The organism is Sphingopyxis sp. GW247-27LB (assembly GCF_002277025.1).
Taxonomy (GTDB): Bacteria; Pseudomonadota; Alphaproteobacteria; order Sphingomonadales; family Sphingomonadaceae; genus Sphingopyxis.
On the sequence record NZ_NIWD01000002.1, the window covers coordinates 1 to 23,736 of the forward strand.

General features: G+C 66.0%; 21 protein-coding genes. 13 read left to right on the forward strand and 8 right to left on the reverse strand.

The features are described 5' to 3' along the window. Nucleotides 1-113, forward strand: a 113-nt coding sequence (locus CD928_RS00115) for an integrase catalytic subunit (protein ID WP_095385535.1), incomplete at its 5' end; no start/stop codon positions are given. Nucleotides 114-144: 31 nt separating this feature from the next. Here the strand turns inward: CD928_RS00115 and CD928_RS00120 are convergent. Beyond that, a complete protein-coding gene (locus CD928_RS00120) occupies nucleotides 145-1,611 on the reverse strand; it encodes a TonB-dependent siderophore receptor (protein WP_176473386.1) in 1,467 nt (488 codons plus the stop codon). Between the two features lie 1,197 nt (nucleotides 1,612-2,808). On the opposite strand from CD928_RS00120, the gene CD928_RS00125 reads away from it, so the two are divergent. Beyond that, complete coding sequence (locus CD928_RS00125; RefSeq protein ID WP_095383260.1) at nucleotides 2,809-3,843, forward strand: LacI family DNA-binding transcriptional regulator; 1,035 nt, start codon at nucleotides 2,809-2,811, stop codon at nucleotides 3,841-3,843. On the opposite strand, the gene CD928_RS00130 is transcribed toward CD928_RS00125, so the two are convergent. Both CD928_RS00130 and uxaC read right to left on the reverse strand, forming a co-directional pair. Further along, entirely contained in the window at nucleotides 3,844-5,268 is a 1,425-nt protein-coding gene (locus CD928_RS00130) for a mannitol dehydrogenase family protein (RefSeq protein ID WP_095383263.1), read from the reverse strand. Next, nucleotides 5,265-6,704, reverse strand: coding sequence for a glucuronate isomerase (gene uxaC, locus CD928_RS00135; protein ID WP_095383265.1), 1,440 nt, complete (start codon nucleotides 6,702-6,704; stop codon nucleotides 5,265-5,267). Before uxaC ends, CD928_RS00130 begins: the two co-directional genes overlap by 4 nt. Nucleotides 6,705-6,847: 143 nt before the next feature. On the opposite strand from uxaC, the gene CD928_RS00140 reads away from it, so the two are divergent. The 6 genes from CD928_RS00140 (at nucleotide 6,848) to CD928_RS00165 (ending at nucleotide 12,321) form a co-directional block, all read left to right on the forward strand. Then, nucleotides 6,848-8,128 carry an MFS transporter gene (locus CD928_RS00140; RefSeq protein WP_095383268.1) on the forward strand — a complete coding sequence of 427 codons (1,281 nt, stop codon included), beginning with the start codon at nucleotides 6,848-6,850 and terminating at the stop codon, nucleotides 8,126-8,128. A 75-nt stretch (nucleotides 8,129-8,203) separates the two neighbouring features. Beyond that, entirely contained in the window at nucleotides 8,204-8,470 is a 267-nt protein-coding gene (locus CD928_RS00145) for a hypothetical protein (RefSeq protein ID WP_095383271.1), read from the forward strand. After that, nucleotides 8,471-8,908 (forward strand): periplasmic heavy metal sensor, encoded by a 438-nt coding sequence (locus tag CD928_RS00150; protein WP_095383274.1) that lies wholly within the window; start codon nucleotides 8,471-8,473, stop codon nucleotides 8,906-8,908. Continuing rightward, nucleotides 8,905-9,471 carry an RNA polymerase sigma factor gene (locus tag CD928_RS00155; protein WP_095383277.1) on the forward strand — a complete coding sequence of 189 codons (567 nt, stop codon included), beginning with the start codon at nucleotides 8,905-8,907 and terminating at the stop codon, nucleotides 9,469-9,471. The genes CD928_RS00150 and CD928_RS00155 overlap by 4 nt, the downstream gene beginning before the upstream one ends. A gap of 94 nt (nucleotides 9,472-9,565) precedes the next feature. Next, nucleotides 9,566-11,356 (forward strand): copper resistance system multicopper oxidase, encoded by a 1,791-nt coding sequence (locus CD928_RS00160; RefSeq protein ID WP_095383280.1) that lies wholly within the window; start codon nucleotides 9,566-9,568, stop codon nucleotides 11,354-11,356. After that, nucleotides 11,353-12,321, forward strand: a complete 969-nt coding sequence (locus tag CD928_RS00165) for a copper resistance protein B (RefSeq protein ID WP_095383283.1) — start codon at nucleotides 11,353-11,355, stop codon at nucleotides 12,319-12,321. Before CD928_RS00160 ends, CD928_RS00165 begins: the two co-directional genes overlap by 4 nt. 70 nt (nucleotides 12,322-12,391) lie before the next feature. Here CD928_RS00165 and CD928_RS00170 read toward each other — a convergent pair whose 3' ends face one another. Beyond that, complete coding sequence (locus CD928_RS00170; RefSeq protein ID WP_095383286.1) at nucleotides 12,392-13,009, reverse strand: DUF4126 domain-containing protein; 618 nt, start codon at nucleotides 13,007-13,009, stop codon at nucleotides 12,392-12,394. Between the two features lie 101 nt (nucleotides 13,010-13,110). Between CD928_RS00170 and CD928_RS00175 the strand changes: the two genes are divergently transcribed. Together CD928_RS00175 and CD928_RS00180 are read left to right on the forward strand one after the other, a co-directional pair. Then, nucleotides 13,111-13,908: an NUDIX domain-containing protein gene (locus tag CD928_RS00175; protein ID WP_095383289.1), complete on the forward strand. Its 798-nt coding sequence runs from the start codon at nucleotides 13,111-13,113 to the stop codon at nucleotides 13,906-13,908. Between the two features lie 178 nt (nucleotides 13,909-14,086). Beyond that, entirely contained in the window at nucleotides 14,087-14,323 is a 237-nt protein-coding gene (locus CD928_RS00180; RefSeq protein ID WP_095385007.1) for a hypothetical protein, read from the forward strand. A 136-nt stretch (nucleotides 14,324-14,459) separates the two neighbouring features. On the opposite strand, the gene CD928_RS00185 is transcribed toward CD928_RS00180, so the two are convergent. Next, the gene (locus CD928_RS00185) at nucleotides 14,460-15,314 is read right to left on the reverse strand and encodes a carbon-nitrogen hydrolase family protein (RefSeq protein ID WP_095383292.1); all 855 of its coding nucleotides are present in this window, start codon (nucleotides 15,312-15,314) and stop codon (nucleotides 14,460-14,462) included. Between the two features lie 95 nt (nucleotides 15,315-15,409). On the opposite strand from CD928_RS00185, the gene CD928_RS00190 reads away from it, so the two are divergent. After that, a complete protein-coding gene (locus tag CD928_RS00190; RefSeq protein ID WP_095383295.1) occupies nucleotides 15,410-18,364 on the forward strand; it encodes a pitrilysin family protein in 2,955 nt (984 codons plus the stop codon). Nucleotides 18,365-18,370: 6 nt separating this feature from the next. Here CD928_RS00190 and CD928_RS00195 read toward each other — a convergent pair whose 3' ends face one another. Both CD928_RS00195 and CD928_RS00200 read right to left on the reverse strand, forming a co-directional pair. Next, nucleotides 18,371-20,158 (reverse strand): cation:proton antiporter, encoded by a 1,788-nt coding sequence (locus tag CD928_RS00195; protein ID WP_095383298.1) that lies wholly within the window; start codon nucleotides 20,156-20,158, stop codon nucleotides 18,371-18,373. 257 nt (nucleotides 20,159-20,415) lie between these two features. Next, nucleotides 20,416-21,630 (reverse strand): NADP-dependent isocitrate dehydrogenase, encoded by a 1,215-nt coding sequence (locus CD928_RS00200; RefSeq protein WP_095383301.1) that lies wholly within the window; start codon nucleotides 21,628-21,630, stop codon nucleotides 20,416-20,418. A 136-nt stretch (nucleotides 21,631-21,766) separates the two neighbouring features. On the opposite strand from CD928_RS00200, the gene CD928_RS00205 reads away from it, so the two are divergent. Together CD928_RS00205 and CD928_RS00210 are read left to right on the forward strand one after the other, a co-directional pair. After that, complete coding sequence (locus CD928_RS00205) at nucleotides 21,767-22,501, forward strand: phosphatidylserine decarboxylase (RefSeq protein WP_095383304.1); 735 nt, start codon at nucleotides 21,767-21,769, stop codon at nucleotides 22,499-22,501. Next, nucleotides 22,502-23,296, forward strand: a complete 795-nt coding sequence (locus CD928_RS00210; protein ID WP_095383307.1) for a phosphatidylcholine/phosphatidylserine synthase — start codon at nucleotides 22,502-22,504, stop codon at nucleotides 23,294-23,296. It abuts the gene before it with no gap. Here the strand turns inward: CD928_RS00210 and CD928_RS00215 are convergent. Then, on the reverse strand, nucleotides 23,259-23,519 hold the full coding sequence (locus CD928_RS00215) for a hypothetical protein (RefSeq protein WP_095383310.1): 261 nt from the start codon (nucleotides 23,517-23,519) through the stop codon (nucleotides 23,259-23,261). The genes CD928_RS00210 and CD928_RS00215 overlap by 38 nt on opposite strands. Nucleotides 23,520-23,736 lie beyond the last annotated feature (217 nt).

Genomic DNA, 23,736 nt, shown 5'->3' on the forward strand with positions numbered 1-23,736 from the left:
CGCTGGGATATCGACCACCGGCGCCGGAGGCCGTTCCATCGCCAGTGTCGCCCGCCGGTTCCGCTTCGCTCCACCTGCGGCCAACACTGGCGATGGACGCGTCAATGCACTAACAATCCCAGCGGACCACTCGGTGGGGGCCGGTCACGCCAGCACCTCGGCCGAGGTTCTCCCGCCATTGGGTTGCCAGACGTCCAGCGCGTTCGCCGTCGTCAACGGGACGTTTGTAACGCGACTACGTGCTCCGCTCGCGGCCGTGGTGCCGTTCAGCGCTTCGTATACGCAGGCGGTGCAGATAAGGCCGTAGTTGTTCGTGTAGCTGCGGCTGTGCCCGAACGCATTGCTGAGAGTCACGGTCCAGCTGTCGGACAGCCTGTATTCGGCATCGCCGTAAAGATAGAGCGTGTCATTTTTCGCCACCTGCGTTCCGTAGTCATTCCCGGGCCTGATCGCGGACCAGGTTATCACCTGTTGCGTCGCCGTGGGGTCTCCCGCTGGCGCTATATAGAACGGATTGATCTGGTCACTGCGACTCGACGCCGACCCCGGACCGAAGACGGTCACATTGTTGATCTCCGCGGGACCGAAGCGATACACGGCGCGCAAATGTTGGTAATTGGCGGTGCCGGTTACCGTCAACCGGTCGCCAAACGTGTTGTGGACGCGCAGCAGAACATTCGTGCGCTTGTGGTTTCCAAGCGCATCCGCATAGATCGCATCACTATTGCAAGGGGCGTTCTCCGTCACCACGGCTGTCGTCGTCGTCGCCGAGGGGGACAAATAGACTTCGCTTCCAGACGAAGGCGTGCGGATTGTGGCCGGCGAACAGTTGAAATTGTTGGTGTTGCGGCCGCCGACCGAGCGGAAATCGCCCCTGCTCAGGAAATCTCGGTCCTTCATCGCCAGCGGGCTTCGATACGTATGCTGAGCGGCGACATAGATGCCGCCGGTGTTCCATTTCGTTCCCACGATGCCGTTGACGTCGTAGGTGTGCCAATTATCGGCGAACCCGACTTTTCCGTCTATTTCCGCTCCGCTGAACGATGACCGCGTGATGTAGTTCACGACACCCGCGACAGCATCGGAGCCATAGATGGATGAGGCCCCGTCGGCGAGCACCTCGACCCGCTGGACCGCGCTGCTCGGGATGATGTTCGGATCCGTCTGAGCGGTTCGTGTGCCGCCGCCGGGGATCCGCATACCGTCGATCAGAACCAACGTCGTGTTGCTCGCGGCCCCCCCCAGGCTGTGGATTTGCGGCGAGTAATAGGAAAAGACGTTCTCGCCTGCATCCGCGCCCGCGGTGGTGATTGCCGGTACGGTGTTGAGCAGTTCGCTCATGTCGGTCGACGCCGTTTTTTCAGCATAATCCCGATCCAGCGTAACGAGGTTCGACCCAATTGGTGCGACGCCGCGAATGGCCGTGCCAGTGACGACAATTTCCTTTTCAGCCTCGTCCTCCCCGGCTTTCTGCTCGGGCACCCGCTTTCCCCCGGTTTTCTGTTGCCCCTCGGTTGCCTGTTCGGCCGCGAACGCGGGCACGGCCCCCAAAGACGAGGCCGCCAACACTATGGCGATAGTCGATACCGACCCGTTCAGCCGAATAGCCATGAATCTCTCCTCCCAATATTCAGTCATTTGTAATTTCAGTTCGAGCGCAAGCACTGAACCACGCATCGTCACGGAACGCCCAAGAGTTGTCGTGGTGCACTACTTACCTCCCTTGTATTATTCCGTTGAACGGAATATCATTTCATTTATAGAAATTCCCTAGCAAACGCGTTCGGACTTTTCAACCCTTGGCTGGCGATTGTGCGCACGCGCTTTGCATCGCCAGTCGGTGGCGCGCTCTCTGTCCTGGGATTGTCGTTGCGGGATGAGTCTCAAACGGCCCTTTAATTGCGGGTATCCGTCAAGCCTTTTTTTGATCCGAACCCGGGTCATGGTCCTTTTCCGGGTCATAGCTTCATGATGATGTCCGGGTCGGGTGCCTCAACGTGCGCAACGCGGTCCTGGAAGTCCCCAGCCGTTTGAACGAGATCACCGCAACCACCGTCCCGGTGGATCATCATAGGTTTGGCGTCAGTCCTGCAATCTCAGGGTGGATATGGCGGTCAGGCAGGCTATTTCCCATTCGAACTCGGTTCCATCCACCCAGATGCAATGAAGGATGATGGCGAGTTTTCGGGCGACGGCGACCCATCTCATCCCGGGCCTCGCGGTCGGGCACGACGATGAATCCAACCCGAGACATGGAGCGATCGAACGGATTGGCTGGTGAATGGAGGTTGGTCAATTGGGTCCGGGTCCGCGAGTGAAAGGCCCATCGCTGCATCCAGACTAGCTGAACAAAGGGCGGCTCATGCCAATCAACCGGCCCGATGCGGACTTTCGGGAAAGTCCGCAATAGCGGACTTCTGGCTAAGTGGACGAGTTTGAGCTTTGGGCAGGACTACGTGGGCCTGATATTGATTGGTAGGTCAGGCCATCTGGTCCTCAAACAATGATCGCCCAGTTCTCATCTTCGTCATCTTGGGCGCACCATCCAAATTAAAATATTGATATTATTTAATATTAGATCGGACGTTTAGAGGGGGCGTGATTTCGGAGCGCTTTGCGTCGGCGATTTTCGTGGCCACCGATTGCGATGGTGCATTGGTGCATTGGTGCATTGGTGCATTCGTCCGCGGTGCGGCCATCGCCCCGCGGTCGGCAGCCAGGGAACGAGATCGCGCCTCCCCGCTTTGCCGCTCCCGTCCGGCGCGGCATCGCTTGACGCGAAAGGCGATCCGGCTAGCACATCCTTTCATGGAACATCTGTCGCGCGGCCGCACGGGGGCCGGGGTCACCATCAACGACGTCGCGAGCGAAGCGGGGGTTTCGATCCGAACCGTCTCGCGGGTGATTAACAAGAGTCCCAAGGTCAATCGGGACACGCGTGCTCGGATCGAGGCAGCTATTGCGCGCCTGGGATTCAACCCGAGTCCACGGGCTCGAGGGCTTGCCACGGGGCGATCCTATCTGATCGGCGTCGTCCATAACGACCGGAATGCACTGGTGCTCGACGCTGTCCAGCGCGGCGTCGTCGCCGAGGCGTCGGCGCGGGGTTACGAACTCGTCGTGCATCCGGCTCCCGCCAGTGCGGAGGGGTCGGTCCAGGACGTGCTGGATTTCGTGCGGCGGTCGCGCGTCGACGGGGTGGTCGTCCTGTCGCCGGTTTCGGGCGTGCCCGGCATGGGCGCGGCGCTTCGCGACGCGGGCGTGCCCGCCGTCGCGATTTCGTCGGTGCCTATCGAAGGCTTTTCGGCGATTCTGGTTTCCGATGAGCGTCGCGCGGCGGCCGATGTGGCGCACTATCTCGTCGGCCTCGGCCATCGTCGCATTGCGACGATCAACGGCCCGATGGCCTTCTTTTCGGCATCCGAGCGCCGGGCGGGCTTCACTGCGGCGCTGGTCGAAAGCGGGCTGTCGCTCGCCGGAGAGGCCGAGGGCGACTATGATTTTGCGTCGGGTTATGCCGCGGCCGAACGCTTGCTCGCGCTCGATCCGCGCCCGACCGCTATCTTCGCCGCCAACGACATCATGGCCGCCGCAGTATTGAAAGCCGCTTTCGCGCGCGGAATCGCCGTGCCCGACATGCTGTCCGTCGTCGGTTTCGACGGCAGCATGATCGCCCAGATGCTGACTCCCGCGCTGACCACCGTGCATCGCCCGCTGGGCGAAATGGCGCAAAAAACGACGCGGTGTTTGCTCGACCTGATCGAGGGCGTGCCCGAACGATCCGACCTCGGGGCGGCACTCGTGATCGTGGAGGGCGGCTCGACCGCGCCGCCTCCCCTTTGATCAGGCTGCCGCCAAGGCGTCGAAACCTTGGGGATCCATGAGGGCGATCCGCGCCCGGCCGACTGTCTCGACGAAGACATCGTCCGCCGACAGGTCGCTGAAAACCTCGCGCATGGCGAGGATCGCGCGCCAATCGCCACCATGGGCGAGCAAGCGATCGGCGAGCGGGTCGGTGATGCGCTGACTGCCTTCCGCCGCGCGTTCGATGAAGCGCAGCCATGCGGCGACGGGAACCGCGAGCCGACCGATCGGCCGCCCGGCCGCGCGCGCGTCGCGCACCGTGTCGAGGATGCGGTAGGGCAGTTTCTGCGAGCCGTCCCACGCGATCTGCGACAGCCGGTGATCGATCGCCGGATTGGCGAAACGGGCCAAAATATCGCCGATATAGGCCGAAAGGTCGAGCCCGGCGGGGGGCGACAGCGATGGCGCGATGTCTTCGCGCATCAGTCGGCCTATGAAGGCGGCAAGGCGCGTATCCGCCATGGCCTGCGCGACATTGCCATGGCCCAGACCCAGTCCGAGATAGGCGAGCGTCGAATGCGCGCCGTTGAGCAGGCGGAGCTTCGCGGCCTCATAGCCATGGACATCGCGCGTGAAGGTCACGCCCGCGCGTTCGAGTTCGGGGCGCTCGCCGGCGAAATCGTCCTCGATCACCCATTGGGTGAAGCGCTCGCGCTGGATCGGCCAGGCGTCTTCGATACCGATCGCCGCGGCGACCCGGTTGCGAAGCGCATCGTCGGTCGCGGGCGTGATCGAATCCACCATCGCATTCGGGAAACGGACCTCGTCCCCGATCCAGCGCGCCGTGTCGGGGTCGGTCGCCGCGGCGAAGGCGCGCACCGCCGCACCGACCTTGCGGCCGTTGTCGGCGAGATTGTCGCAGGAAAGCACGGTCACGCCGCCCAACCCTGCGTGCCGCCGTGCGGCGAGGCCCGCGGCGATCCAGCCGATCGCCGACCTGGGTTCCGCCGGTTGCGCGAGATCGGCGGCGATCGCCGGATGGTCGAAATCGAGCTTTCCGTCGGGGCCGAGGCAATAGCCCTTTTCGGTGACGGTGGTGCTGATGATGCGCGTCGCCGGCGCGGCGAGCGCCGCGCGGATCGCCTCGCGCTCGCTCCCCGTCAGGACATGGGCGATCGATCCGATCACGCGATATCCGGTCTCGGCGTCGAGCAGCGCGAGCGTGTAGAGCCCGTCCTGCGGGCCCAGCGCGTCGGCGACCGAGGTCGAGTTCAGGCTGACGCCGGTGATTCCCCAGCGCGGATCATGCGCGAGCAGCGTGTCGAACGCCGCGGCCTGATGCGCGCGATGGAAGGCGCCCGGGCCGAAATGGACGACGCCGCGCAGCATCGCCGCGCGATCATAGCCGGGCCGGGCGACGGCGTCGGGTAAGCGGCTCAACGTCCCGTTGGCGAGGCGCGTCATGCGGGCTGCGCCGTCTTCGCGGGGGCATCGAGCTTATAAGCCTTGCGGACAAGGCCGTTGGTCAGTTCATAGGCGAGTTCGGCCGCTTCCCAGTCGGCCAGCCGCCCTTCGGCGACGAGGCGCGCGAGGAAGCCGCAATCGATGCGCCGCGCGACATCGTGGCGCGCGGGAATCGAGAAAAAGGCGCGCGTGTCGTCGTTGAACCCGACGGTGTTGTAGAAACCGGCGGTCTCGGTCGTCATCTCGCGGAAGCGGCGCATCCCTTCGGGGCTGTCGTGGAACCACCACGACGGGCCGAGCCGCAGGCACGGGTAATGACCGGCGAGCGGGGCCAGCTCGCGCGCATAGCTGCTTTCGTCGAGGGTGAAGAGGATGACCGTCAGGTCGGGCTCGTTGCCGACGACGTCGAGCATCGGTTTCAGCGCCTGCACATAATCGGTGCGCGTCGGGATATCGGCACCCTTGTCGCGGCCGTGGCTGCGGAACAGCTGCGCATTATGGTTGCGGCAGGCACCCGGATGGATCTGCATCGTCATGCCGTCCTCGACGCTCATCTTCGCCATTTCGGTCAGCATCTGGGCGCGGAAGAGTTCGGCATCGGCGGGCGACCATTTGCCCGAAAGGATGCGCCCGAACAGCGCCTCGCTTTCGGCCGCCGACAGGTTCGCCGTCTGCGCTGTGGCGAAGCCATGGTCGGTCGCGGTCGCGCCCGCCGCGCGGAAGTCGGCGCGGCGCTTGCGGTGCGCGGCTAGGTAGCCGCTCCAGCTATGGACGTCCTCGCCGGTCAGCGCGCCGAACGCCGCGAGCGCGCCGCCGAAGGCCTCATGTTCGACGTCGATCACCGAATCGGGGCGATAGGTGGTGACGACGCGGCCCTGCCAGCCCGAATCGCGGATCGCGGCATGATGCTCGAGCGGATCGTCGGCGCCCTCGGTCGTCGCGAGAAATTCGATCCGAAAGCGTTCGAACAGCGCGCGCGGGCGGAAGCCGGGGGTCGCGAGCGCGGCGTTGATGCGGTCGTAATAATCGTCGGCGCTCGACGCATCGAGCAACCGGTCGAAGCCGAAGACGTCGGCGAAGACATGGTCGAGCCACATGCGCGACGGTGTGCCGCGGAACAGGTGATAGTGGCTTGCGAACAGCCGCCAGGCCGCGCGCGGATCGGTCGCGGGAACGCCGTCCAGCCGCGGCACGCGCAGGGCGTCGAGGTCGATGCCCTGGCTGTAGAGCATGCGGAAGACATAATGGTCGGGCGCGAGGAACAATTCGGTCGCATTCTCCCACGCATCGTCGGTCGCGAACCATGCGGGGTCGGTGTGCCCGTGGGGCGAGATGATCGGGAGGTCGGCGACCGTTTCGTAGAGCGACCGCGCAATGCCCCGCGTCGACGGATCGGCGGGGAACAGCCGGTCGGGGTTCAGGGAAAGCTCGGGCATTTACCTCTCCATTCGCTCGTGATGGGCATCTTTCGCGGGGCTATAGTCTCTTGTGCCAGCGCTGGCAATTGTGTAGCCACGATGACGTCAAAGATGGACCGCGGCGCGATCGCGAGCCAAGAACAGTGAAATCGGGAGAGGGCATGGGACAGGAACAGCCAATTCGGGCGGCCGCGGCACGGGCAGGGCGCTATCGCTGGGGCATCGTCGCGCTGCTCTTCGCCGCGACCGTGATCAACTATGTCGACCGCCAGATGATCGGCGTCCTCAAGCCGACGCTGATGGAGGATCTGAAATGGTCCGAGGCCGATTATGCCGGCGTCATCGTCTGGTTCCAGTTCGCCTATGCGATCGGTTATATCGGGTTCGGCAAGGTCGTCGACATGATCGGCGCGCGCCTCGGCTACGCCATCGCCTTCGTCATCTGGCAGCTCGCGCATATCGCGCACGGCGGCGCCTATTCGATGACGCAGTTCGCGATGGCGCGCTTCGGGCTCGGGATCGGCGAATCGGGCAACTTCCCGGCGGGCATCAAGGCGGTGACCGAATGGTTCCCGGCGAAGGAGCGCGCGCTCGCGATCGGCATTTTCAACGCGGGCGCGAATATCGGCGCGATCATCACCCCGCTTGTCGTACCGCTGATCGTCGTCGCCTGGGGCTGGCGGACGGCGTTCGTCGTCACCGGGCTCGCTGCTTTCATCTGGCTCGGCTTCTGGCTGGTGATGTACCGCCGCCCGCGCGAGCACAAGAAGGTGAGCGAGGCCGAACTCGCCTGGATCGAGCAGGACCCCGCCGACCCCGTCACCCCGATGGGCTATGGCGCCGTTCTCACCCGCCGCGAAACCTGGGCCTATTCGCTCGGCAAATTCTTCATCGACCCGATCTGGTGGTTCTTTCTCTTCTGGCTGCCGGGCTATCTGCTCGAGCGTTATGACCTCAACCTGCTGACCTTCGGTCTGCCGCTGGCCGCCATCTATCTGCTCTCCGATGTCGGATCGGTCGCGGGCGGATGGCTGTCGTCGCGCTTGATGAAGGCGGGACGGAGCGCCAATTTCGCGCGTAAAATGACGATGTTCATCTGCGCCTGCGCGGTGGTGCCGATTTTCTTCGCCCAAAGCATCGACAATGTCTGGCTCGCGGTGCTGGTGATCGGCCTTGCGACGGCGGCGCACCAGGCCTTTTCGGCCAATCTCTACGCGCTTCCGTCCGACACCTTCCCGCGCGGGGCGGTCGGGTCGGTGGTGGGCATCGGCGGGACGATGGGCGCGATTGGCGGCATGCTGATGGCGAAGGGAGCCGGTTGGGTCCTCGATGCCGATCCCGACAACTACACGGTGCTGTTCGGCGTTGCTGCCTGTGCCTATTTCCTCGCGCTCGCCGCGGTGCATCTCCTGTCGCCGCGCCTTGATCGCGTGCAGCTGTGATCGTCGCGTCGTTTGAGGGATGATCGCTGCCGCCGCGTATGCTTATAGGGGAGTGGGTAGTCGGCAGGACGGGTCATGGACGACGAACTTCGCATCTTGGGCAGGATCGATGCGCCGGCGGCGCTGGATGCGCTCGACGACCGGATCATCCAAGCGCTTGGCGTGCGTCGCCGCGAGGCGGCGGCGATGCGCCGGGCGATGGCGCTCGCCGCCTTCGTATCGCTGGGCGGGGGCATCGTCGCGGGCAGCGCGGTCGTGCAGCCGGCGGTCGCGGCCAGCCCGCTCAGCCCGCTTGGACCGGCCAGCGTGCTCGCCCCTTCGACCCTGCTGGATGCGCAGTAGATGCCGTCGCGTCGCATGCTTCTTGTCGGGCTCATCGCCTTCGCCGCCGCCATCGCCGGCGTGTTCGTCGGGCGCATGGTCACGCAGGCACCAAGGGCCAGCGAGACCGAACTGCATGCGCTGCTTCACAGCCAGCTCCACCTGACGGCGCAGCAGGAGGCCCGGATCGAGAAGATCGAAGCCGATTTCGCCGGCCGCCGCCGTGCGCTGGAGCAGGAGATGCGCGCCGCCAACGTGCGGCTCGCGCAGGCGATCGAGGCCGAGCATGGCTATGGCCCGCGCGTGACCGAGGCGATCGACCATAGTCATCGGGTCATGGGAACGCTGCAAAAGGAAACGCTGGAACATCTCTTCGCGATGCGCGCCGTCCTCGACCGCGATCAGGCGCGGATGTTCGACAAGAGCGTGGTCAAGGCGCTGACCGCCGATGCGCGGTGAGTTCCGACCTTTCGCAATGCTCCGACAAGGAGCTGGCAGCGCAGGCTCGCGCGGGGCGCGAGCGCGCCTATCGTGAGCTGCTGGCGCGCTACAAGGCAGCGGTTTTCGGGCTGATCGTCCGGCAGGTCGGCGATGTCGACGAGGCGATGGACCTGACCCAGGAAGCCTTTGTCGCGGCCTTCGCGGCGATCGACCGCTATGACGGCGAACGATCGTTTCGCATCTGGATCAGCCGCATCGCGATCAACAAGTGCCGCGACTGGGCGCGGCGGCGCAAGGTGCGCGCTTTCTTCGCGCGCGCGCTCCCCATCGAAGCCGCGCACGCCGTCGTCAGCGACACGCCGCTTCCCGACAGGGAGGCGGACGACCGCTCCGAACTCGCCCGCGTCCAGGCCGCGATGGCGAGGCTGCCCCAGAAGCTGCGCGAGGTTCTCGTTCTGCGCGGGGTGGAGGAGGTCAGCCAGGCCGAGGCGGCGGCGATGTTGAACGTCAGCGAGAAGGCGGTCGAAACGCGCCTGTATCGGGCGCGGATTCGCTTGAAAGCCTTGCTGGCCGAACTTTGATCCGACGACACGCCGGCCGAGGCGTTTTTGGTGAGGGTCGCCAGTGCCGCCCGCGTATGGTTCTCAAGAGACAGCGGAAACGGTCAGGAAGAACATGCAGATAGACAGGCGTCGGTTCGTCGGTGCGGCTCTGGGCGGCGGCGCTGCTGCGACTGCGATGGCGAGCTGGTTTCCGGCTTGGGCGCAGCCGGTGTCACCCGGCATCGCGGCTCCCATTCCCACCGTGTCGGGCAGCGACATCAGGCTGCGCATCGCACGCCAGACGATGCGGATCGACGGCAAGGTCAGCCGCGCGATCGGCATCAACGGCACCGTGCCCGCGCCGCTGATCCGGCTGAAACAGGGCCAGGCCGCGCGGCTGACCGTCGTCAACGACCTCGACGAGGACAGCTCGATCCACTGGCACGGGCTGATCCTGCCGTTTCAAATGGACGGCGTGCCGGGCGTCAGCTTTCCCGGGATCACGCCCGGATCGACCTTCGTCTACGAGTTTCCGGTCGTCCAGGCGGGGACCTATTGGTATCATAGCCATTCGGGCCTTCAGGAGCAGCTCGGCCATTATGGGCCGATCGTCATTGATCCGGAGGGCGCCGACCCGGTTGCCTATGACCGCGAGCATGTCGTCGTGCTGTCCGACCACAGCCGGATCTCGCCCGAGGCGATCTTCCGCAAGCTCAAGGTCAACCCAGGCCATTTCAACCGGCAGCGCCAGACGCTCGCCGGGCTGCTCGCGGGCAGGGACCAGCCGCTGAAGGATCGCCTGGCATGGGGCGCGATGCGGATGGACCCGACCGATGTTGCCGACGTCAACGGCTCGACATACAGCTTTCTCGTCAACGGCCACGGCCCGCGCGACAATTGGACCGCGCTCTTCCGCCCGGGCGAGCGCGTGCGGCTGCGGATCATCAACGCGTCGGCGATGTCGATCTTCAACGTCCGCATCCCGGGGTTGCGGATGACGGTCGTGCAGGCCGATGGCCTGAACATCGTGCCGGTCGAAACCGACGAGTTCCAGATCGCGGTCGCCGAGACCTATGATGTCATCGTGACCCCGACCGAGGATCGCGCCTATACATTCATCGCCGAGGCCAGCGACCGGTCGGGACTGGCGCGCGCGACGCTCGCGCCGCGCGCCGGAATGGCGGCCGAAGTCCCGCCGCTGCGCGAACGGCCGCTCGCGACCATGAAGGACATGGGGATGGGCGATATGGGCGCGATGGCGGGCGGCGATGCCGCGTGCCCTCCCGAACATGCCGCGATGGGCCATTGCACGCCGGCGGGCGGCGCCGCGATGGCGGGCATGGATCATGGGTCGGGCGCTGCAATGGAGCACGGCATGCGCGACTTCGACGTCGCGCCGCAGGTCAAGCGCGACCCGAGCGTCCAGACGATCTCACCGATGCCCGTCGACCGGATGGGCGAGCCGGGCCAGGGTCTCGAGGATGTCGGGCACGATGTCCTGACCTACAAGGATCTCGTCGCACTCGACCGCAATCCGGACGTCCGGGCGCCCGAGCGCTCGCTCGACATCCATCTGACGGGGAACATGGAACGCTTCATGTGGTCGTTCGACGGCATGAAGATGTCGGACCATCACGAACCCATTCCATTTCTCGAAGGCGAGCGGGTGCGGGTGAACCTCATCAACGATTCGATGATGAGCCACCCGATCCACTTGCACGGCCATTTCTTCGAACTGGTCACCGGAAAGGGCGATCGGGCGCCGCGCAAGCATACGGTGCTCGTCCAGCCGGGTGGGACCGCGACCTTCGATTTCACCGCCGACGCGCTCGGCGACTGGGCGTTCCACTGCCACCTTCTCTATCACATGCACGCCGGGATGATGCGCGTCGTCAGCGTCCGTCCGCGGGGAGAGGCGGCATGACCCGGCTCGCGCTCGCCTTCGCAACGCTGGCGTTCGCCGTTCCGGCGGTGGCGCAGGACCATTCGATGCACGAGATGCCGCCAGCCGAGCCGGTGCCCGAGGTTAAGCCCGCCCCTGCGGCATCCGACCCGGACTACCCGCCGGAACATGCCCGAATGGGGCACTGCACGCCCAGGACCATGCCGTCCGATAATAGGTCGCGCGCGGTTGGCACCGACCTGCCCGCTGGGGATGCGCCCGCGCCGCCGCCGCCGGGCGACTGGTATGCCGACCGGATCTACCCCCAGGCCGCGATGGACCGGTCGCGCCGCGCGATGATGGAGGAGAATGGCGGGCAGACGATCGCCTTTCTGAATTTCGATCTCGCCGAATATCAGGCGCGCAAGGGACGCGACGGATTCCGCTGGGGGATCGAGGGCTGGTATGGCGGCGACATCGACCGCCTGACGATCAAGAGCGAAGGCGAGGGCACCTGGGGCGAAGGCGTCGAGGAGGCCGAGCTTCAATTGCTCTACAGCCGCGCGATCGGACCCTATTTCAACCTCCAGGCCGGCGTGCGGCAGGATCTGGGCGAAGGCCCCGACCGCAGCTATGCGACGGTCGGCTTCGAGGGGCTCGCACCTTATTGGTTCGAGGTCGAAGGCGCGCTGTTCCTGTCGAGCAAGGGCGATTTTCTGGGGCGGCTCGAAGGCTATTACGACCAGCGCATCACCCAGCGACTGGTCCTGCAGCCGCGCGCCGAAGTCAATTTCGCCGCGCAGGATATTCCCGAAACGCGCACGGGGTCGGGGTTCTCCGACATCGAGTTGGGACTTCGGTTGCGCTATGAGATCGTCCAGGAGTTCGCCCCCTATGTCGGGGTCGAGTGGGCACGGAAGTTGAGCGATACCGCGCGTTTCGCGCGCGACGCGGGCGAGGATGCGAACCGCGTCGGTTTCGTCATGGGAGTGCGCGCTTGGTTCTAGGCGCAACCTCGCTTTGAAGATCGCCGCCCGCGCCGATGCGGATCGCGGTGGGTGGCGGTGTGCTTTCCGGCTAACCGCTCGCCTCGGCGTCGCCGAGCGCCTTCTTCAGCGTCGCCTTGATGTTGCGAAGCAGGCGACGGAGCGCGACGATTACGACCACCGCCGCGACCGCGAGGAGGATCGCGATCACGATGGCGAGCGGTGGGTAGGCGATCGCGAGCGCGAGCAATCCGCCTGTCGCGACGTCCTCGCCGGTCGATACCACCGCGTTGCTGTAGGGCTCGGGGCTGACGTTGACGACCGCGCGCGTCGTCGCCTTGGCGCCGTGGCTCAGCAGGGCGCCGCCCCCGCCGAGCAGGAAGGCGACCACCTGCCACGCGGGGTCCGACGAATCGACGAGCGCGAGCGCGAGCAGCGCGCCGCCCAGGGGCCGGACGATACTGTGGATGCCGTCCCAGGCCGAATCGACCCAAGCGATCTTGTCGGCGAGGAACTCGGCGAGGGTGCCGGCCGCTGCGACGCCGAGCACCCATGGATTGGCCAGGATCTGCAGCGCCTTCAGATGCTCGGGTAGCGGCAGCCATCCGAAATACATCGCGATGCCGGTCGCCAATATGGTCAGATAGAGCCGCCATCCGGCGAGCAGGCTGAGGCTGCCCGCGACCCCCAATATCTCGATGATTCCCATGGCCCGCTCCCGGCTGTCGTCCCGGCGGCATCCTGCACCGTCGCCGCAGCCGCCGCAATGGCCGGATGACAAGGGGGCGAAGGCCCGGTATCGGTCTTCTCATGACGGATAACAGCTTGCAGACGAACGCGTCCCCGACGCTGCCCGCCGACGCCATTCCCGCCGCGACCCTCGTGATCATGCGGCGTTCCGAAACGGGCGGGCCCGACGAGATTTTGATGGTGAAACGCGCGACGACGATGGCGTTCGCCGCCGGCGCGGTCGTCTTTCCGGGCGGGCGGATCGACCCCGACGACTATCTGGTCGCGGCGCGGCACGGCTTTGCCGAGGGCGATGTCGAGGGGGCGGCGCGCGTGGCCGCGCTACGCGAAACGCTCGAGGAAACGGGCCTGGCGGTCGGCTGGCCCACCCTCGTCGAAGCGGAGGCCGGCGATGTTCGCCGCGCGCTGCTCGCCGAGAATCCGCTTTCGGGCATATTGGCCGCGCGCGGCGACCGGCTCGCGCTCGACAGCCTTGTTTCCTTCGCGCGCTGGTGCCCGAACTTCAAGGAAGCGCGGACCTTCGATACCCGCTTCTACGCGGTCGAGGCGCCGCCGCATGGGCACGAACTGACCGTCGAGGCGGCCGAGCACAGCCACATCTTCTGGGCCAGTGCGCGTGCGACGCTGGCAATGGCCGACCGCGGCGAGGTATCGATCATCTTCCCGACACGGCGGAACCTTGAACGCCTTGCGCAGGTCGATGATTTCACCGCATTTTCGGCTCATGCCGCAGACCATCCGGTCGAACTGGTGACTCCGTGGATCGAAGAGCGCGGCGGCGAATCGCATCTCTGCATCCCCGGGCATCTGGGCTATCCGGTCACCAGCGAACCGTTCGAGCGCGTTCGCCGGGGATGAGGGTGGGCCTGCCGGGAACTTTACTGCACCGGCGTTTTTCGACGGGGTTGCCGCTACAGGACGAAAGTCGTTGCAATTGTTGGCGACCGTGCCTAGAAGGGCCCTGCAGAAACGAGGTGGGGAAGCGATTCTCCTGCTCGATTCGAGAAGATTAAAGTTCCAGTGGATGGAGAAAAAGATGAATCTGCTCAAGAAAGCTGCGATCTCCCTCGCAGCGACTTCGATGATTGCGGCGCCGGTTGCAGCATCGGCTGCTCCGATGGTTGCGGACGCTGGCGCAGTGTCGCGCGTTGACGGCCAGAGCGAACTCGAAGGCAGCTCGGGCTGGCTCATCGGCCTCCTGGCGCTTATTGCCATCGTCGGCGGCATCGTGATCGCCGCGGGCAACAACGACGACTCGCCGACCAGCCCGTAAATTCGGCGGTCACGCAAGTTTCAAGGGGCTCCGGACGACGTCCGGGGCCCTTTTTGCGTTTGGTGCTTGGAAACTCCCCGGCTCACCGCAAGCCTTGCCTTGGAGGATGGGGGCTGCCCGACGAGGCTCGTCAGCGCTAGAGTTCGATATTGCGGATCGTGCGCGATCGCGCCAGCGGAATGGCTGCGCGCGCCCTTTGGACGGCGGCGGCGTCGATCTCTGCAAAGGCCAGCGTGAAGCCGGAATCCTCGGGATAGCCACCCGCGTCGATCGCTATCGCGCCCCATGGATCGGCAACCAGGCTGTGGCCATAGGTCGCGCGGCCGTCGGCATGCGGGCCGCATTGCGCCGCCGCCACGACATGGCAGCCGGTCTCGACCGCCCGCGCGCGCAGCAGCACATGCCAGTGCGCCTCGCCGGTGGGGACGGTGAAGGCGGCGGGGACCGCCAGCAGCGTGGCGCCGCGATCGACCAGCGCGCGATACAGCTCGGGAAAGCGCAGGTCGTAGCAGACGCTGAGACCGAGCATCCCGACCGGCGTTTCGACCACCGCCAGCGCATCGCCTCCGGCATAGCTCGCCGATTCGCTCCAGCGCTCGCCGGTGGGCAGGTCGACATCGAACATGTGGATCTTGTCGTATCGCGCGCGGATCGTGCCGTCGGCGGCGATCACATGGCTGCGATTGACGCGCCGGTCGCCGGTTTCGGCGAGCAGCGGCATCGATCCCGAATGCAGCCACAGACCATGGCGGCGTGCCATATCCTGCAATGCCGCGGGCCACGGGCTGTCGGCTTCGCGTGCGATATGCGCCGCGGATCGCTCGCGGTCGCGATCGAGCAACAGCGACATTTCGGGCAGAAACGCCATCGCGGCCCCGCCCGCCGCCGCGTCCGCGAGCGCGCGGTCGATTGCCGCCAGATTCGCGTCGGGGTCGATGCCGCTGGTCATCTGGACCAGTGCGATGCGGGAAAGCTGCGCCGAGGTTTCCATATCGCATCGCTAGGCAGATGCGATCCGTCGCGCAAGCACCTCCCGATGCCCATAGTTCAGTGGCCAGCAAGGTTCGAACGCGATAAGATCGGCCGATGTCCATTCTCCCCGCGCCGGCGCCGCTGCGTCTCGCCCGCTCGATCCTGTCCGCCGCCGCTCTCGCCCTGCTGGTCGCGCCGCCACTTGCCGAGGCCCAGCAGGTCGCTCCCGCGACGCCGACTGCGCCCGCGCCGCCCGCTTCGCTCAAACCCGCGGCGGACAGCTGGCTTTACGAGGGCAGCGATATTCCGCGCGATGCCGGCTGGCAGTTCGGCGAGCTTCCCAACGGTCTGCGCTATGCTGTGCGTAACAATGGCGTCCCGCCGGGACAGGTGTCGATCCGCGTGCGTATGGACGTCGGATCGATGTTCGAGACCGACAAGGAACGCGGCTTTGCGCACCTGCTCGAACATCTGACCTTTCGCGGCTCGGAGCATATCCCCGACGGCGAGGCCAAGCGTATCTGGCAGCGGTTCGGGGTGACCTTCGGCAGCGATTCGAACGCCCAGACGACGCCGTCGCAAACGGTCTATCAACTCGACTTGCCGAGCGTGACGCCCGCGAGCCTCGACGAAAGCATGAAATTGCTCGCGGGCATGGTCCGTGAACCCCGCATTTCCGAAGCCGCGGTGACCGCGGAGCGCGGGGTCGTATTGTCCGAGCTGCGCGAATCCGACGGACCGCAAAAGCGGATCGCCGACGCGACATCGGCGCATCTGTTCGCGGGACAATTGCTCGGAGATCGCTCGCCGATCGGTACGGTCGAATCGTTGACCGCCGCGCGCGCCGGCACCGTCGCAGCTTTTCACGATCGCTGGTACCGGCCCGACCGCGCCGTGGTGGTCATCGTCGGCGATGGTGATCCGGCCGAGTTCGCGCGACTGATCGAGAAATATTATGGCGATTGGAAGGGCGACGGACCGAACCCGAAGCAGCCCGATTTCGGCAAGCCGGATCCCAGGGCGCCCGTTGCCCGTACGATCGTCGAGCCCAATCAGCCGCTGTCGCTTACGCTCGCGACGATCCGCCCGTGGATCAAGCGCATCGACACGGTGGAGAACACGCGCCGGCTCTATCTCGAGTTCCTCGCTGTCGCGCTGGTGAATCGGCGGCTCGAAAATCGGGCGCGCAGCGGCGGCTCCTATCTCGTCGCGACGGTCGAACAGGAATATATGAACCGCAGCGCCGACATCACCATGGCGCAGATCGTCCCGCTCACCGACTGGCAGGCCGCGCTCGCCGACGTGCGCGGCGTCATCGCCGACGCGATGAAGACGCCGCCGTCGCAGGCCGACATCGACCGCGAGGCGAACGAGATCGAGGCGTTCCTGCAAAAGGAACTGGAGAACGCCCGCAACGAACCCGGCGCACGCCTTGCCGACGACCTCGTCCGCGCGGTCGATATCAACGAAACGGTGACGAGCCCGCAGGCACAGGTCGACATGTTCAAGGCGATCCGCGCTTCGGCGACGCCGCAGGTGATGCTCGACATCAGCCGCGCCATCTTCACTGGTCCCGCGACCCGCCTCGTCCTCACGACGCCCACCCCCGTCGAGGGTGGCGACGGTGCGCTGCTCGCCGCGCTCGCGCGCCCCGCGACGATCAAGGATGAGAGGCTGACCGCCATCAAGGCCGATTTCAGCCAACTCCCGCCGATCGGGACGCCGGGCATGATCGTCTCGACCACGACGATCGGTGGATTGCGTGCCGAGCGGATCGAGTTCGCGAACGGCGTTACCGCGCTGGTGTCGAACAACCCGATCGAACCGGGCAAGGTTCGCGTCAACGTCCGTTTCGGCAGCGGCAACCGCAGCGTCGCCGCCGACGCGCCGAATCTCTTGTGGACCGGCGACTATGCGCTCGTTGCGAGCGGCATTGGACCGTGGGGCCAGAATGCGATCGACCAGCTCACCAACGGCCGCCAGATCCAGCTCAACTTCGCGGTCGACGACGATGCGTTCGAACTGTCGGCGGAAAGCAAGCCCGCCGACCTCGCCGACCAGATGAAGCTGATCGCCGGCAAGCTGGCCTTTCCTCGGTGGGACGCGGCGCCGGTCGACCGGCTGCGCGTCGGCTATCTGACCGGTTACGACCTCAACGACGCGACCCCCAATGCCGTGCTCGACCGCAATTTGCGCGGCTGGCTGTCCGGAGGCGACACGCGCTGGGCGCCGCCCGATCGCGCCGAGATCGAGGCGCTGACGCCAGCGGCCTTCAAGGCTTTCTGGGCGCCACGCCTCGCGAGCGGGCCGATCGAGGTGCAGATTTTCGGCGACCTCGCGAGCGTCGACTACAAGCAGATATTGGCGAACACCCTTGGCGCGCTGCCGCCGCGCAAGCCGCTCGCGCCGCCGGGTGGACAGAAGGTCGCCTTCGCCAAGCATGTGACGGTGCCCGAACTTGCCTATCATCGCGGCGAGAAGGGGCAGGCCGCGGCGATGACCGCCTGGCCGACGAGCGGCGGCCTCACCGCGCCGCGCGACCAGCAGGGACTCCAGGTGCTCGCCGCGATCTTCAACGATCGCTTGTTCGACCGGCTGCGCGCCGAACAGGGCGCGAGCTATGGCCCGGTGGTCGACAGCCATTGGCCGACCGCCTTCGACAGCGGCGGCTATCTGCTGGTCGGCAGCCTGCTGGCGCCGAAGGATGTCGACCGCTTCTATGCCATTGCCAGGGACATCGCGGCCGACCTCGTCGCCAAGCCGGTGACCGCCGATGAGCTGGCGCGCAACGCCGGCCCGATCCGCGAGCAGGTCGCGCGCGCCTCGACCGGCAATGTCTACTGGATGTTCCTGCTCGAGGGCGCGACGCGCGACCCGCGGATCGCCGCGGCGGCGCTGTCGGTCCAGGACGATATCATGGCGGTTACTCCCGCCGATATCCAGCGGCTCGCAAAGCAATATCTCCAGCCCGCGCGGCAATGGTCGCTGGCGATTCTGCCCAAGGGGATGACGCTTGCCGAGGCCGCCGCGCTGGACGTCACTCCGGCCGCGGCGGCTGGCGGGCGCTAGGAAGCCCTAGCTCTCTTCGCCCGCGGGCGCCGGCGTCGATCGCACCCTGCGGATGCGCGGTTCGCGGTCGAGATGGCTCTTGGTCATGATGTCGTGGCGCATCTTGGCGCGCACGTCGTGGATCGAGGCGATCACCGGCCCCATCGCGACGCCGAGGTCGATCAGCACCGCCTCGGCAAGTTGCAGCGAGCTTTCGAGCGTTTCGGGCACCGCATCGGTCGCCCCCGCCTGATAGAGTGCGGCGGCATGGTCGGCGCCGCGCGCGCGCGAGATGATCGGCAGATCGGGGTGTTTGCGGCGGAGCTGGCGCGTCATGCGCAGCTGCTGCACTGGATCGTCCATCGTCAGCACGACCGCATCGGCGCCTTCGATCCCCAGCTTGTCGAGACTGCCGGGCCGCGCGACATCGGCATAGCGGACGATGAAGCCGTCACGCCGGGCCTGGGCGACCGCGTCGATGTCTGCATCGACGGCGATATAAGGCCGCTGATGCTCGCGCAGCAGTTCGGCGACGATCCGCCCGACGCGGCCAAAGCCGATGACGACGGTGCGTTTCGGCGGCGTGTCATCGGCCTCCGCCTCGACATTGCTCATCTCGATGCGCCGCGCGATGTCGTGGCCGATGCGCGCGAGCAGCGGAGTAATGGTCAGCCCGATCGCGGTGACGAGTTGCCAGAATTCGGCGGTCTGGCGGCTGATCAGCTGCGCCTGGAAGGCGGTGGCGAGCACGATCAACGTGGTTTCCGACGGGCTCGCCATCAGCAGGCCGACCTCGGCGGCGGTGCCGCGGCTGGCGGACCCCGAAAAGCGCAGCATCGTCGCGGTCACGATCGCCTTGATCGCGACGACCCCGACGACTGCGGCGACCAGCGCGGGCCATTGTCCGGCGATCGTCTTCAGGTTGAGCCCCATGCCGACGCTGATCAGGAAGACCCCGAGCGCGAGCCCCTTGAACGGCGCCGTGATCGCCTCGACCTCGCCATGATATTCGGTCTCGGCGATCATCAGCCCCGCGAGCAGCGCGCCGACGATCGGCGATAGGCCGACCGTTGCGGTCGCCAGCGCGGCGACGATCACGACGAGCAGGCTTGCGGCGAGAAATAGTTCGGGGTCCTTCGCGCGCGCCGCCTGGGCAAAGATGCGCGGCAGCAGGAACCACCCGCCGATCGCCAGCGCGGCGACGACGAGCGCGCCCTGCCAGAGGGTCGTCAGCAACAGTTCGGCATTGTCGCCCCCCGCGCTGGGGGCGAAGGCGCCGAGGACGAAGATGATCGGGACGATCGCGAGGTCCTCGAACAACAGCATCGAAAAGGACGCCTGGCCGACCGCCGACTTGGTCCCCGCGATCGGCAGGACGAGTGCGGTCGAGGAGAGAGCGAGGGCGATGCCGAGTCCGAAAGCCGCGGGCGGCGACAGCGTCCCGATCATGTAGAGCAGGCCGCCGAGTATCGCGCCACTGATCAGCAGCTCGGCCGCGCCGACGCCGAAAACAAGCTTGCGCAGTTGCCAGAGGCGCCGGAACGAGAGTTCGAGGCCGATCGAGAAGAGCAGCAGGATGATGCCGAACTCCCCGAACAGCGCGATGTCCTCGGGCGATCGGATCGTGATGTGCCGCAGCCACGGATAATCCCCGACGAGCGCGCCGAGCCCCGACGGCCCGACGAGCAGGCCGACGAGGATGAAGCCGATCACCGGGGTGATGCGGAAGCGCGCGAAAGCGGGGATCACGATCCCCGCGGCCCCCAGGACAACGAGGGCGTTGCTGAGGCTGGATGCTTCCGTTTCGATGGACATGAAATGGTCTTAGGGAGCGGTGCGGGGCTTGGCTATGCCTTTGTCAATCAAAACGCTTGTTTGAGGATGGCAGGGCCATGCGGATGGGTGGAAACGGCCATTGTAAGCCCCTCCTCTTCAGAGGAGGGGTTTGGGGTGGTGGCCGCGGCAGCGCGCACGACGTCCAGCACCACCCCGCTGCGACTAACGCGCAAGCGCGTAAGTCTCGCTGCCCCTCCTCTGAAGAGGAGGGGACGGGAATGGCTCAAATCTATCCCTCAGGCGCCCATCTTCTTGTCGAGATTCTCAACGATCGCCTCGAAGAAGCCTTCGGTGGTCAGCCAGTTCTGGTCGGGCCCGATCAGGAGCGCGAGGTCCTTGGTCATCTTGCCGCTCTCGACCGTCGAGACGCAGATCTTTTCGAGGTCGTCGGCGAACTTCACCACTTCGGGCGTGCCGTCGAGCTTGCCGCGGTGCTTGAGGCCGCCGGTCCAGGCGAAGATCGACGCGATCGGGTTGGTCGAGGTCGCCTTGCCCTGCTGGTGCATGCGATAGTGGCGGGTGACGGTGCCGTGCGCAGCCTCCGATTCCACCGTCTTGCCGTCGGGGGTCATGAGCACGCTGGTCATCAAGCCGAGCGAGCCGAAGCCCTGCGCGACCGTGTCCGACTGGACGTCACCGTCGTAATTCTTGCAGGCCCAGACGAACTTGCCGCTCCACTTGAGCGCCGAGGCGACCATGTCGTCGATCAGGCGATGCTCATAGGTGATGCCGAGTTCGTCGAACTTCGCCTTGAATTCGGTCTGATAGATTTCCTCGAACAGATCCTTGAAGCGGCCGTCATAGGCCTTGAGGATCGTGTTCTTGGTCGACAGATACACCGGCCACTGGCGCGCGATGCCGTAGTTCAGGCTGGCGCGCGCGAAGTCGCGGATCGAATCGTCGAGATTGTACATCCCCATCGCGACGCCCGATGTGGGGAACTGGAACACTTCTTCGTCGATCAGCGTGCCATCCTCGCCCTCGAACACCAGGCGCAGCTTGCCGGGGCCGGGGACGCGGAAGTCGGTCGCCTTATACTGGTCGCCGAACGCGTGGCGGCCGACGACGATCGGGTCGGTCCAGCCGGGGACGAGGCGGGGGACGTTCTTCATCACGATCGGCTCGCGAAAGACGACGCCGCCCAGGATGTTGCGGATCGTGCCGTTCGGCGACTTCCACATCTTCTTGAGGCCGAACTCCTCGACGCGCGCCTCATCGGGGGTGATCGTCGCGCACTTCACGCCGACGCCGTGCTTCTTGATCGCGTTGGCGGCCTCGACCGTGATCTTGTCGTCGGTGCGGTCGCGTTCCTCGATTCCCAGGTCGTAATAATGGAGGTCGATGTCGAGATAGGGCAGGATCAGCCGCTCGCGGATCCATTGCCAGATGATCCGGGTCATTTCGTCGCCGTCGAGTTCGACGACGGGGTTGGCTACCTTGATCTTGCCCATATGCGTGCCTTTTCCTGTGGGGAGTCGAATTGCAGCGGGCCTTAGGCAATGCGGTTCGATTGATCAACCGCCCTGACGGAACCCGCGCCGCCTAATTCGATTGTCAGTATGGGGAGCGCACCGTAGAAGAACCGCCATGTCCACGACCATCTCTTCCAACCGCCCCGGCGGCGGCATCAAGTGGCGCTGGCCCTCGATCCACCCCGAAGGCCGCAAATTCCTGTTGATCGCGGCGATCGTCACCCTTTGTTTCTGGCTGCTCGGCTGGGAAATCGCGGGGTGGCTGATGTTCGGCCTGACCGTCTGGGTCGGCGCCTTCTTTCGCGACCCGGAGCGCATTACCCCGCTCGGCGCCGACCTCGTGATCGCGCCCGCCGACGGGTTGGTGACCCAGATCGCTGAAGTCGCGCCGCCACCCGAGATCGCGGGGCCCGACGGGCTCGGCGACGCGCCGATGCTGCGCGTGTCGATCTTCATGAGCGTGTTCGACGTCCACATCAACCGGACCCCGGTCGCAGGCACGCTGCGCAAGCTCGCCTATATTCCCGGCCGTTTCCTCAATGCCGACCTCGACAAGGCGAGCGAGGATAATGAGCGCCAGCATTTCGTCGTCGAGCGGCCCGACGGCATCCGTATCGGCTTCACCCAGATCGCGGGGCTGGTCGCGCGCCGGATCATGCCCTTCGTCAGCATGGGGACCGAGCTTTCGACCGGGCAGCGCGTCGGCCTGATCCGCTTCGGCAGCCGCGTCGACGTCTATCTGCCCGCCGGCACGACGCCGCAGGTGCTGCTCGGCCAGCGCACGCTGGCTGGCGAGACGATCGTCGCGCGGATCGGCGACGGCGCGATCCTCGACGGCGTCGGGCAATAGATGGCCGAACCGGCCGTCCCTTCGCCCGGCGCGCCGGGGCGCGGCATCCGCGGCATTCCGTTGCGCGCCTTCGCGCCCAATGCGATCACCGCGCTGGCACTCTGCTTCGGTCTGACCGGGGTGCGCTTCGCGATCGGCGGGGAATGGGAAAAGGCGCTCGCGGCGGTGATCTTCGCCGGTGTCCTCGACGGGATGGACGGGCGCATCGCGCGGCTGCTGCGCGCGCAGAGCAAATTCGGCGCCGAGCTCGACTCGCTGTCCGACGTGATCGCCTTCGGGGTCGCGCCGGCGATGATCCTCTTCCTCTGGTCGCTCGATGACGCGCCCAAGTTCGGCTGGACTGCGGCGCTCGCGCTCGCGGTGTGTTGCGCCCTGCGGCTCGCGCGCTTCAACTCGCGCATGGAGGCCGATTTCCAGCCGCACAAGTCGGCGGGTTTCAATACCGGCATCCCGGCCCCCGCCGGCGCCGGGCTGGCCTTCGTTCCGGTCTATCTGTGGCTCGCGACAGGTCACGAGCTGTTCCGCGCCTGGTATGTCGTGATGCCCTGGGCGCTCGGCGTCGCGATGCTGATGATCTCGGCGATCCCGACCTACAGCTGGTCGTCGATCCGCCTCCGCCGTTCGTGGCGGCTGTTCGCGCTCGCCGGGGTCGGCCTGCTCGGCGCGGCGCTGGTCACCGCGCCGTGGCCGACCTTGCTTGTGGTCTGCGCAATCTATCTCGTGCTGCTGCCGTTCGGCGTCGCGAGCTATGCGAAGGTCAGGCGGCGCGGCTCAGCGGCGGGCGGGCGGGCATAGCGATCCGCACCGGCCGCGGCGCATCGCGGCGGCCGGTCGCACGGCGCAGCGGCACGATCTTCGATGACGGGCCGGTCTGCGGTCCCGCGACGATCGGAAAAGCGCCTTCGCCGACGAGCGCCGAGAGGATCGCCTCGCTATTGGTCCTCAGCATGCCCAGAATCACGGTGATGCCCAGCCCGGCGGCCAGGGCGAAGAGGAGAGCGGTGGCGATCTGAACCATGATCTTGTCCTTCCGGCTTCTGTGTGCGAAACCCGTGTCCAGCGGACGGTTTCCTTGCGCTCCTCGTTCCATGTTCCCTATTTGTTCTCAATGATATTGCGATGAAGCGAGTTGCTTCGTCGATGAATCGAGTATGCGCGGGGCAGGATGATGATCGAAGGCGCGTCGGTTTCGGGGTGGAAATCTGCCCTGCCTTCTTGCGTTATCGCAGCTTGGA